Origin of the sequence: Haloarcula quadrata, assembly GCF_003634715.1 — an archaeon.
GTDB lineage: Archaea > Halobacteriota > Halobacteria > Halobacteriales > Haloarculaceae > Haloarcula > Haloarcula marismortui.
The window spans coordinates 1978523-1990915 of the sequence record NZ_RBWW01000001.1; the positions used below are offsets into that span (position 1 = coordinate 1978523).

The window sequence follows — 12393 nt, forward strand, 5'->3', positions numbered from 1 at the left end:
TTACCACACCAGGTCGGAACAGTCCCCGTGTTCCGTCCGGCAGGTCAGCCATGGAAGGGCACACGCGTCACCCCGCAGTGAAGGGTGAACCAGCGGCTGTTTGCGGTCACATCTGCAGCGGACAGCACCGACACCGAGGAGCGACACAGCCCCGAGACCAGCCCGCGACAGTCGGTGGTCGCCTGCAGCCACGACGAACTACTGAGATAGCATGAGCAAGAACAACGAGACACTCGAAGCGCTGAGCAAGGAGTACCGTGACACGATACCGGCGGACCTCCGGAAGACGAACACGTTCGACTGGTATCTGCAACAGTTGTACGACGAGCCGAAGATCGCCCGCAACGCCCACCAGCGCGTGGCGGATATGTTCGACTACTACGGCAAAAGCTATGACGAGGAGGCCGGCGTCGTCGAATACGAACTGGCGAGTGAGGACCCGCTCCACGACGGTGAGAACACCTTCTACGGACGGGTCATCCACGAGGCGATGCACGAGTTCGTCAACAAGGTCAAATCCGGCGCTCGCGGGCTCGGCCCCGAGAAGCGTATCAAGCTTCTGCTGGGGCCGGTCGGGTCGGGGAAGTCCGACTTCGACCGGCAGGTCCGGCGCTACTTCGAGGACTACACGAGCCGGGACGAGGGCCGGATGTACACGTTCCGCTGGACGAACCTCTGTGATGTCATCCACGACCAGGACCCCGCCGACGACGTGGTCCGGTCGCCGATGAACCAGGACCCGCTCGTGCTCCTCCCACAGGCACAGCGGGACAAGGTCATCGAAGACATCAACGCGGAACTCGATGCCCCCTACACTATCCGAAACGAGCAGTCGCTGGACCCCGCCTCGGAGTTCTACATGGACCGCCTGCTGGCCGAATACGACGACGACCTCCAGGCCGTCCTCGAAAACCACGTCGAGATCGTCCGCTTCGTCGCTGACGAGAACCAGCGCCGCGGAATCGAGACCTTCGAGCCCAAGGACAAGAAGAATCAGGACGAGACGGAGCTCACCGGCGATGTCAACTACTCGAAGATCGCCATCTACGGCGAGAGCGACCCGCGAGCCTTTGACTACTCCGGGGCGTTCTGTAACGCCAACCGCGGCATCTTCTCGGGCGAGGAGCTGCTGAAGCTCCAGCGGGAGTTCCTCTATGACTTCCTCCATGCCAGTCAAGAACAGACAATCAAGCCAAAGAACAACCCCCGTATCGACATCGACCAGGTCATCGTTGGCCGGACGAACATGCCCGAGTACCGGGACAAGAAGGGCGACGAGAAGATGGAGGCGTTCAACGACCGGACCAAGCGCATCGACTTCCCGTACGTCCTCCAGTACGAGGCTGAGGCCAACATCTACCAAAAGATGCTGCGCAACGCCGACCTGCCGGATATTCAGGTCGAGCCCCACACGCTGGAGATGGCGGGCCTGTTCGGCGTCCTCACCCGCATCGAAGAGCCGGACAACGAGTCCATCGATCTCGTCCAGAAGGCCAAGGCCTACAACGGCGAAATCGACGAGGCCGAGGACGTCGACGTGAAGAAGCTCCGCGAGGAGGCCGAGAAGATGGCCGACATCGGCGAGGGGATGGACGGCGTCTCCCCGCGGTTCATCGGCGACGAGATCGCCGAGGCCATCATGGACTCGATGCACCGCAGCCGTGACTTCCTCTCGCCGCTGACGACGTTCAATCACCTCGAAGGTAACCTCGAGAACCACGGCTCTATCGACGAGGAGTCGTTCAGCAAGTACTACCGCTTCCTCGAACTCGTCCGCGAGGAGTACAAGGAGCGGGCCATCGAGGACGTGCGTCATGCGCTGGCCTACGACATGGACGAGATCCAGCGCCAGGGCGAGAAGTACATGGACCACGTCATGGCCTACATCGACGACGCGACTGTCGAGGACGAACTCACCGGCCGCGAGCAAGAGCCCGACGAGCAGTTCCTGCGCTCCGTCGAGGAGAAGCTGAACCTCCCCGAGGACCGCAAGGACGACTTCCGGCAGGAAGTGTCGAACTGGGTGTCCCGTCGCGCACGCGAGGGTGACACGTTCAACCCACAGGACAACGACCGCCTGCGCCGCGCCCTCGAACGCAAGCTCTGGGAAGACAAGAAACACAACATCAACTTCTCCGCGCTGGTCTCCAGTTCGGAAATGGACGACGAGGAGCGCAACCAGTGGGTTGACGCTCTCATCGAGCAGGGTTACTCCGAGGAGGGCGCCAAGGAAGTGCTCGAGTTCGCTGGTGCGGAGGTCGCCAAAAGCGAGATGGAAGAGTAATGACAGGCCAGGAGTACATCGACCGCGCGGACGAGTCACTCGACGCCGCCTACGAGGCCCCGATGAGCCTCGCGGAGTACGTCGACACCGTTCTTGAAACGCCACAGGTCGCGGCCCACGCCTCGAAGTACCTCCTCGACGCCATCGAGGACGCAGGGACGCGGATGGTCATCGAGGAGGGCGAGGAGAAGGAGCGCTACCGCTTCTTCGACGACCCGTACAACGACGGTGAACACGCCATCCTCGGCAACACCGAGGTGCTGAACGCCTTCGTCGACGACCTCCGCTCGATTGCGGCGGGCCGCGGGAAAGACGAGAAGATCATCTGGCTGGAAGGCCCGACAGCCACGGGGAAATCCGAGCTGAAGCGCTGTCTCATCAACGGCCTGCGGGAGTACTCGAAAACACCCGAGGGCCGGCGCTACACCGTCGAATGGAACGTCGCCGGGGCCGGCAACGACGCCACCAGCATGACCTACGGGAGTGCGGCCATCGAGGACGAGGACGACTGGTATGAGAGTCCCGTTCAGGCCCACCCGCTGACGGTGTTCCCCGAGGACGTACGGACAGACCTGCTCGCCGAGGTCAACGAGCGCCTCGACGACCACATCCCCATCCGCGTCGACGGCCAGCTGGACCCGTTCTCGCGGGAGGCCTACGACTTCCTCGAAGAGCAGTACCGCCGGCAGGGCGAGACGGACCTGTTCTCGGCGGTCACCCAGCCGTCCCACCTCCGGGTGAAGAATTTCGTCGTGGACGTGGGCCGCGGCATCGGCATCCTCCACTCCGAAGACGAAGGAACGCCTAAAGAGCGCCTCGTCGGCTCGTGGATGCACGGGATGCTCCGCGAACTCGATTCGCGGGGCCGGAAGAACCCACAGGCGTTCAGCTACGATGGCGTCCTCTCGCAGGGCAACGGCCTGCTGACTGTCGTCGAGGACGCCGCCCAGCACGCCGACCTGCTCCAGAAGCTGCTGAACGTCCCCGACGAGTCCCACGTCAAGCTCGACAAGGGCATCGGGATGGACGTGGACACCCAGCTCGTCATCATCTCGAACCCGGATCTTGAAGCCCAGCTGAACAAGCACGCCGACCGCGAGGGGCAGGACCCGCTGAAGGCGCTGAAACGCCGGCTTGACAAACACGAGTTCACGTATCTGACGAATCTCTCACTGGAGGCCCAGCTCCTGCGCCGCGAGCTGACAAACGAAACGCAGGTCTGGGACCCCGAGACGTGGGACGAACTGGAGACGTGGATTCAGGAGCCACTGAGTATCTCGGTCCGGGATCAGGTCGAGACGGCCACCGAGAAGGAGCTGGCCCCACACACCGTCGAGTCCGCGGCGCTCTACGCTGTCGTCTCGCGGCTCGATAGCGCCGAAATCCCGACCGGGCTGGACCTTGTGGACAAGGCCCTGTTGTTCGACCGGGGCTACCTGATGGAGGGTGACGAGCGCGTCGACATCGACGACTACGACCTGGAGACCACCGCCGAAGACGGCGACCACGGTATCCCGGTCACCTACGTCCGCGACATCATCGCCGACCTGCTGCACGAGCCACAGGACCGGCACCACCCCGACCTCCCGGTCGAACACGTGCTGATGCCCCGAGACGTGCTCAACGCCGTCGCTGAAGGGCTTTCGGACGCGCCTGTATTCTCGACCGGTGAGGCCACGGAGTACGAGGAACGCGTCGTGACTGTCAAGAACTACATCTTCGGCCAGCAGGAACAGGACGTGCTCGACGCGATGATGCGGGACAAGCGCGTCGACGAGGCGACCGTCGAGGAGTACATCGAGCACGTCTACGCCTGGGAATCGGACGACCAGATCGAAAACGAGCGGGGCGAACGCGTCGACCCGGACCCGCTGAAGATGAAGGTGTTCGAGATCGAGCATCTGGGCCGGTTCGACGAGAAGAACTACGACGGCAACGAGCCCGACCACGCCGTCGAGCAGTTCCGCACCGACAAGATCATTACGGCACTGAACCGCCACGCGTGGCAGCGCCGCGACGAGGAGTTCCGTGTCGGCGACGTGAACCCCAAGGAGATTCCGGTCATCAACACCGTCCTCGGGAGCTACGACTGGGACGACATCCAGCGGACCTACGAGGACTTCGAGCCCGGGCAGTGGGACAACCCGCCGTCCGGGACCGAGACGGCTCGGCTCAAGGCGAAGACGCTGGACAACATGGTCGAGATGTTCGACTACACGGCGGCGTCGGCCGAGTTGACGAGCCGACACGTCATGAGTCAGGTGAGTTATAGATGGGACTAAAAGACGACCTCGAACGGTACCGCGACGTGGGCGAGGAGCGCCGACAGGACCTCTCCGAGTTTATCCAGTACGGCGATCTGGGCCAATCTCGGGGCGACTCGGTACGCATCCCGATCAAGATCGTCGACCTTCCTGAGTTCGAGTACGACCAGCGCGACCAGGGTGGCGTCGGGCAGGGGGAAGGCGCCGAAGAGGGTGACCCGGTCGGCCAGCCACAGCCCCAGCCCGGCGACGACGGTGACGAGGACGGCGAACCCGGCGAGGAGGGCGGCGAACACGAGTACTACGAGATGGACCCCGAGGAGTTCGCCGAGGAACTTGACGAACAACTGGGGCTCGACCTCGAACCGAAGGGCAAGAAGGTCATCGAGGAGAAAGAGGGTGACTTCACGGACATCACCAGATCCGGCCCCTCCTCGACGCTTGACTTCGAGCGCCTGTTCAAGAAAGGGCTCAAGCGGAAGCTCGCGATGGACTTCGACGAGGACTACGTCCGCGAGGCGCTCAAAGTCGACGGCTGGGGGCCGGCCACGGTCTACGAGTGGACCCGCGAGCAGAACATGCCCGTCTCGAAGGCGTGGATCGACGACGCGTATGAGGAACTGCCAAGCGAGGAGACAGCCGTCTGGGACTCCATCGAAGAGATGGAAGACAACGTCGAGGAGGTCGAGACCTCCCAGCGTATCCGCCGGGAAGGAGTCAACCAGATCCCGTTCCGCCGCGAGGACGAACGCTACCGCTACCCCGAAATCGTCGAGGAACGCGAGAAGAACGTCGTGGTCGTGAACATCCGGGACGTTTCCGGGTCGATGCGCCAGAAGAAGCGGGAACTGGTCGAACGGACCTTTACGCCGCTTGACTGGTATCTCACAGGCAAGTACGACAACGCCGAGTTCGTCTACATTGCCCACGACGCCGACGCCTGGGAAGTCGACCGCAACGAGTTCTTCGGCATCCGCTCGGGCGGGGGCACCCGTATCTCCAGCGCGTACGAACTCGCCGCCGAAGTGCTCGAAGAGGAGTACCCATGGAGCGAGTGGAACCGCTACGTGTTCGCGGCGGGCGACAGCGAGAACTCCTCGAACGACACCGAGGAGAAGGTCATCCCGCTGATGGAACAGATTCCGGCGAACCTCCACGCCTACGTGGAGACCCAGCCGAGCGGGAACGCCATCAACGCCACCCACGCCGAGGAGGTCGAACGCAACTTCCGGGACGCCGACAACGTCGCGGTCGCGTACGTCTCCTCGCCGGAGGACGTGGTGGACGCCATCTACGACATACTCAGCACGGAGGACCAATGAACAACGATAGATTCGCGAAACAGCGCGTAGCCGATGACCTCGACGAACCCGTCGAGGAGGCTGGCAATCTCGCCAGAAAGCTCGGTCTGAAGCCGTATCCGGTGAACTACTGGATCGTCGACTACGACGAGATGAACGAACTCATCGCCTACGGCGGGTTTCAGCAGCGATACCCGCACTGGCGCTGGGGAATGCAGTACGACCGCCAGCAGAAACAGGGCCAGTTCCTCGGCGGGAAGGCCTTCGAGATCGTCAACAACGATGACCCAGCCCACGCATTCCTTCAGGAATCGAACACGCTGGCTGACCAGAAGGCCGTCATCACCCACGTCGAAGCCCACGCGGACTTCTTCGCCAACAACGAGTGGTTCCGGATGTTCACCGACGGCTCCTCCCGGACGACGACCGATGCGTCCGGCGAGGACCGCCGCCGCGGCCCTGACGCCGCCGGGATGCTCGCCCGCCACGGCGACACCATCCAGGAGTACATGCAAGACCCCGACATTGAGCGGGCCGAGGTCGAGCGGTTCATCGACCACGTCCTCTGTCTGGAGGACAACATCGACCAGCATATTCCCTACAGCCCGGTCGAGACGGTCCCCGAGGAGTTCGAGGACATTGAAGGGGCGGACGTGACCGAGCAGCTGGATGATCTTGAACTCTCCGAGGAGGTCAAACGGCAGGTGTTCGACGAGGAGTGGCTGGACGCCCAGCGCGACGACGACGAGAACGTCACGTTCCCCGCCGAACCTGACAAGGATGTTCTCGGGTTCCTCCGCAAACACGGGATGCAGTACGACGCGGACGCCGAGCGCGCTACGGAGATGGAAGATTGGCAGAAAGAACTGCTGGAACTGCTCCGCCGGGAGGCCTACTACTTCGCCCCACAGAAGATGACGAAGGTGATGAACGAGGGATGGGCCTCCTACTGGGAATCCCTGATGATGACCGGCGAGCAGTTCGCCGGCGACGACGAGTTCATCCTCTACTCCGACCACATGTCGAAGGTACTGGGGTCGGGTGGGCTGAACCCCTACAGCCTCGGGCTGGAAATCTGGGAGTACGTCGAGAACACGGAGAACCGCCGCGAGGTCATCGAGCGTCTGCTCCGGGTCAAGGGCATCACCTGGCGGAACTTCGACGACAGCGTCGATTACGAGATGGTACAGGACCGTCTCGAACCCCCAGCGTGGCTCACCGACATTCCGGGCCACCTCGACGACCTCGACCCCGAGGACGCCCGTGTCGACGCCGACGGACTGGCGGCGGCCCGCGACGGCGAGTTCGACGTGGAACAGTACCCCTGGAAAGTCCTGACCTACGAGGGGCTGGCCCAGCGGCACTACTCGCTGGTCAAACCCCAGTACCGCGGCTTCGTCTCCCGGGTCGGGCAAGAGGAACTGGAACGGACCGCCCGCTACATGTTTGACGATTCGCGCTACGACAGCGTTGCGGAGGCACTCTCGGACGTGGACTACACCCGCGGCTGGGAGCGGATGCGGGAAATCCGGGAGAGCCACAACGACGTGACCTTCCTCGATGAGTTCCTCACCCAGGAGTTCGTCGACGACAACGACTACTTCACCTACGAGTACACCCACGCCTCGGGCGACTACCGGGTGACCTCGACAGACCACGAGGATGTCAAGAAGAAACTGATGTTGCAGTTCACCAACTTCGGGAAGCCCACCGTCGTCGTCGAGGACGGCAACTACCAGAACCGCAACGAACTGCTGCTCGCTCATCAGTACAACGGCGTGATGCTCGACATCGGGCAGGCCAAGGAAGTGCTCAAGCGCACCTTCGAACTCTGGGGCCGCCCGGTGAACCTCCTGACCATCGTCAAGGAGTTCGACGACCACGACGTGGAGGTCGCCAAGCGCCGCGACCGCGAACCCGAGCCCGAAGAAATCGGCAAGCGAATCCGCTACGACGGCGACGAGGTGACCGTCACTGACGTGGACTGGGCCGAGGTCGAACACCTCACCGCGACCGATATCGATTACAACACCAAGCCGGACGAATGGCTGGCCTGAGCGCTGTGTGGCACCCCCGATTCGAGCGGAAACCAACTCCGCCATGCCGTCGGGTATTTCTCGCAGTACCGACCCAAATCGTATGTGAAATCGGTCCTAACCCCGGAACATGAGTGGCGCGACCGTCGCCGACTGCATGACCGAACCAGTGCTGACAGTGACTGCCGGCGAACCGGCGCTCGACGTTGCAGCGGCGATGGATGACCAGTCGATAAAGTCAGTCGTCATCGTCGACGAGGCGTGTCAGCCGGCGGGCATTCTCACCTCGACAGACTACGTCCGGATGACCGCCGACGGCGTCGACCCCACTGAAGCGACTGTGGGGGAGCACATGACGACCGATATCGTCACCACGTCGCCCGAGACGGCGCTTTCGGCGGTCGCAAGCACAATGTGGGACAACAATATCAGTCACGTGCCGGTCGTCGACGACGAGAACCGGGTGACGGGTATCCTCTCGGCCACGGACCTCACCGTCTATCTCGCTGACGACTGAATGAGACGGTTGGAGGAGAACCGCCGTCGCACCGGAGACGGTTGCGTGACAGTCTCTGCCAAAGATTTTTCATTGTCTGGGCTAACCCGGGGCCATGGAGCGAACGGCACACACGCCACCGGGGCTTCCGGTTGTGGGGAGTCTGCCACGACTGGCGAGGGACCCGCTGCGATTCCTGACCGGGATGCAAGACGCCTACGCAAACCAGTACCCGCTCGTCCGGGTCGACCCACAGGTTGGACAGTCAGTCACAGTTGTGCTCGACCCCGACATCGCCCATGAGGTCCTCGCGGACCGTGACCGGTTCCGCCGCCCAAACGTCGGGGCTCAGGAGCAACGGCGACAGGGGCTGGTATCGAGTGACGGCGCGCTCTGGGAGCAACAGCGGTCAGTGCTGGACCCGGAGTTCGTCGGCGGTCGGCTGGCGGACTACGCCGAGATCGCCGGCGACACTCTAGAGGAGACGCTGACAGCGTGGCCTGAGTCGGGGCGCGTAGACCTGTTCGAAGAGCTGTCGATACTGACGATGCGCGTCATCACACGGTCGCTGTTCAGCCAGGACACCGACCGCGAACGCGGGGAAACCGTCCATGAAGCGCTGGCCGCGCTTAATGATGAGTTCGACGCCTCTGTGTTCGATTTGGTCCTGCCCGAGCAGTTACAGTCCGGCGTCTCCGCGGAGTTCGAGGAAGCCGATGCAGTACTTGACTCGGTGGCAACGGAGTTCGTGGACTGGCATCTCAACCACGAGGACCCGCCCCGGGATGTGATTACTGCGCTTATCGACGCAAAGGCAGACCCGGACATCGAGCTCTCCGAGAACGAGCTCATCGACCAGACCGTGCTGTTCATGACTGGTGGCCAAGAGACGACAGCACTGACGATTGCCTACGCGTTCTACTGGTTGTCTCAGAACCCGGCTGCAAAGGAGCGTGTCAGGGCGGAGGCACAGGATGTGCTGGACGGGGGACAGCCGGGATGGGCCGACCTGTCCGACCTCACCTACACGGAGCGTGTTGTCAGGGAGACGCTGCGGCTGACACCGGCAGTCTGGAGCGTGTCTCGCGAGGCCCGGGAGCCGGTCACGCTTGCAGGAACCGACCTAGACGCAGGCGAGTTTGTCATGCTCCCCATATACGCTCATCACCGGGACAGTCGCGTGTGGTCGGACCCCCTGACGTTCGACCCGGACCGGTGGGCCGGTTCAGCCTCCCGTGGCGATAGCGCGTACTACCCCTTCGGCAGCGGGCCACGGGTGTGTATCGGTCGTCAGGTCGCCTTGACCGAGGCACAGTTCGCCCTTGCGCACGTGCTGCAGCACTACGACGTACAGGTGACTGCGGATGAACTTGATTTACAGCCGAGTGTGACACTACGCCCGTCGGGACCGATGGAAGCCGAGATATCAGCCATTGAGTAGCGTGGTCATGGGGTGAAAATGGCCTATCTTCACATAGGTCCGGGGAGTGGCATTCGATATGAGCGCAACTCGGTTCACCGTCGAAAGCGACACGCACACAGACGTGATTGATATCACCGACCGGGTTCGGGACGTAATTCCTGAAGACGCCGAAGGGACCTGCACCGTTTTCGTCCGTCACACCACGGCTGGCATCACTGTCAACGAGGCCGAGCCGCGATTGCTGGGTGACCTCAGCGACGCCCTCGGGGACCTTATTCCGGACAGCGGGTGGGACCACGACGAACTGGACGGCAACGCGGATTCACACGTCCGGGCGATGTTCGTCGGGCCAAGCGAGACGATTCCTGTCCGCGACGGGGACCTCGATATGGGGACGTGGCAGTCCGTGCTGTTCGTTGACTGTGACGGGCCGCGCGAACGAGCGGTTGACGTAGTCGTCACCGACTGAGTCGGAGTTCCGGTGACCGCCAGTCAGGCCGCCTCGACCTGCTGCTCACCGTATATTTCGGCGAGTTTCTCGCGGTACGCGCTGCGGATGTTGCGTCGCTTCTTTTTCATCGACGGCGTGAGCAAGTCGTTCTCGGCGGTCCACTCCCGGGAGACGAGCGCGAACGACTTGATCCGCTCGACGCGTTCGAGTTCCTCGTTGACCGCGTCGACGGCAGTCTGGACCCACGCGTGGACGCGTTCGTCATCGACCAGTGCCTCGGGGTCATCGGGAAGGTCGATACCCTCGCTGTCGGCCCACCGGTGGAGTTCCTCGAAGTTCGGGACGATTATCGCGCCGACGAACTTCTGGTCGTCGCCGACGACCATGACCTGATCGACCCGGTCGTTCGTCGCGAACTGGTCTTCGATGGGCTGTGGCGCGACGTTTTTTCCCGTCGAAAGGACGAGCAGTTCTTTGAGGCGGTCGTGATAAATAAGGAAATCGTCGTCGGTGCGTTCGACGATATCGCCGGTGCGGAACCACTGGGTGCCGTCAATTTCCGTGAAGGCCCGCGCCGTCGCATCGGGCGCGTTCCAGTACCCCTGCGTGACGTTCGGGCCGTCGACGAGCAGTTCGCCCACGTCGCCGGTCACGCCGTCGAACTCGCTGGCGTCGACGACACCGGTATCGATGTGAACGTCGACAGCAGGCAACGGGGCTCCCAGGGTGCCGGGCCTGATGTCTTCCGGCGGGTTCACACTCAGAACCGGCGACGTTTCCGTGAGTCCGTATCCTTCGAGTATCGTCAGTCCCATCCCGAGGAACGTCTCACAGAGCGTTTTCGAGAGGCTGCCGCCCCCACTGACCATGAACTCGATGTTCCCGCCGAGCCGTTCTTTGACGGTGCTGTAGACGAGGCGGTCCGCAAGCGAGTGTTTCGCTGTGAGTATCGGTCCCGGATTCTCAGTGCGGGCGTACTCGCGAGCTACGTCCATCGACCAGTCGAAAATGCGCTTTTTCAGCGGGGACTCGCTGGCCTGCGTTCGCATATTGTCGAAAATGCGCTCGTACACTCTGGGGACGCTCAGCCCGGTCATCGGTTTCACAGTCTGAAGGTCATCAGCCAGTGTATCCGGACTCTCGGCGTAGCTCACAGCTGCGCCAGAGGCGTACATGAAGAAATGGCCTGCAAGGCGTTCGAACACGTGCGCCAGCGGGAGGAACGCTATCGAACGCGTGTCTGCGGTAATGGTCGGGAGGTCCGACGGCTTGTCCGGTCGTGGCCCGATTCGCTTGCGCGTCTGATTGACATTCGCCCGGAAGTTGCGGTGGGTGAGCCGGACCCCTTTCGGTTGGCCCGTCGTCCCGGAGGTGTAGATGAGGCTCGCCAAGTCGTCGGGGTCGCGTTCGTCCAGCCAGGACTGGTATGCCGTCTCGCTGAACGTTTCCTCGCCACGCCTGTACACCGTTTTGAGCGTGTGTACGTCTTCGCGGTCCACATCGGTGTCGTCCATGACAACGATGAACGAGAGCGACAGGTCGTCCTCGATAGCCAGCACACGGTCCAGCATCGCAGCGTTCTCCACGATAACGGCGCTCGCCTCTGGGTCCGACAACAGATACTGCACCTGTTTCGACGAGGAATCCGTATACACGGTCGTCACCACCCCACCCGCAGACAGAATGGCAAAGTCACTCAGCGCCCACTCCATCCGGGTGTTGGACAGGATACCGACGCGAGCGTCCGAGCCGACACCGAGGTCACGGAATCCTGCGGCCAAGTATTTGACGAGCTGATGCATCCGTTCGTAGCTGAGAGCGGCGTAGTCGCCGTCAGGAGCCGCCGGTATCACGTCGTCAGTCAGTGACCGGTCGTAGACGCCACCCTTGTACAGCTGAGCTGTTGTGTCGGCGTTCCGTGCCGCGCTTGCGGCGAACATCTCGCCCAGCGTGTCGTCGCCGATGACTTCGTCAGTGTACTCTTCCTCGGCCTGACGCCAGTCAGCGTGATTGCCTCCGGTCATGTCATACCGCGGTATTCACTAGGCCATCCCAAATATGTGCAGGATGTTAACACCCAATTGGTTTGTCGGAGTTGATTGCGTCAACGGTTTTGAAAGAAGAGGTGACAACGGGGT

8 protein-coding genes are annotated in these 12393 nt (G+C 62.5%); 7 read left to right on the forward strand and 1 reads right to left on the reverse strand.

The annotated features are described in order from the left end of the window. Window positions 1–211: 211 nt before the first annotated feature. From BDK61_RS10105 to BDK61_RS10135, 7 genes are all read left to right on the forward strand, one after another. Window positions 212–2284, forward strand: a complete 2073-nt coding sequence (locus BDK61_RS10105; RefSeq protein ID WP_004961046.1) for a PrkA family serine protein kinase — start codon at window positions 212–214, stop codon at window positions 2282–2284. Beyond that, window positions 2284–4566, forward strand: a complete 2283-nt coding sequence (locus BDK61_RS10110) for a PrkA family serine protein kinase (protein ID WP_121303159.1) — start codon at window positions 2284–2286, stop codon at window positions 4564–4566. Before BDK61_RS10105 ends, BDK61_RS10110 begins: the two co-directional genes overlap by 1 nt. Further along, the gene (locus BDK61_RS10115; protein ID WP_004961042.1) at window positions 4557–5870 is read left to right on the forward strand and encodes a YeaH/YhbH family protein; all 1314 of its coding nucleotides are present in this window, start codon (window positions 4557–4559) and stop codon (window positions 5868–5870) included. Before BDK61_RS10110 ends, BDK61_RS10115 begins: the two co-directional genes overlap by 10 nt. Next, the gene (locus BDK61_RS10120) at window positions 5867–7906 is read left to right on the forward strand and encodes a SpoVR family protein (RefSeq protein WP_121303160.1); all 2040 of its coding nucleotides are present in this window, start codon (window positions 5867–5869) and stop codon (window positions 7904–7906) included. The genes BDK61_RS10115 and BDK61_RS10120 overlap by 4 nt, the downstream gene beginning before the upstream one ends. A gap of 109 nt (window positions 7907–8015) precedes the next feature. Next, complete coding sequence (locus BDK61_RS10125) at window positions 8016–8402, forward strand: CBS domain-containing protein (RefSeq protein ID WP_121303161.1); 387 nt, start codon at window positions 8016–8018, stop codon at window positions 8400–8402. Between the two features lie 94 nt (window positions 8403–8496). Further along, complete coding sequence (locus tag BDK61_RS10130) at window positions 8497–9822, forward strand: cytochrome P450 (protein ID WP_121303162.1); 1326 nt, start codon at window positions 8497–8499, stop codon at window positions 9820–9822. Window positions 9823–9880: 58 nt separating this feature from the next. Beyond that, on the forward strand, window positions 9881–10273 hold the full coding sequence (locus tag BDK61_RS10135) for a secondary thiamine-phosphate synthase enzyme YjbQ (protein WP_049919161.1): 393 nt from the start codon (window positions 9881–9883) through the stop codon (window positions 10271–10273). 23 nt (window positions 10274–10296) lie between these two features. Here the strand turns inward: BDK61_RS10135 and BDK61_RS10140 are convergent, their stop codons facing one another. After that, on the reverse strand, window positions 10297–12279 hold the full coding sequence (locus tag BDK61_RS10140; protein WP_121303163.1) for an AMP-dependent synthetase/ligase: 1983 nt from the start codon (window positions 12277–12279) through the stop codon (window positions 10297–10299). Window positions 12280–12393: the final 114 nt, after the last annotated feature.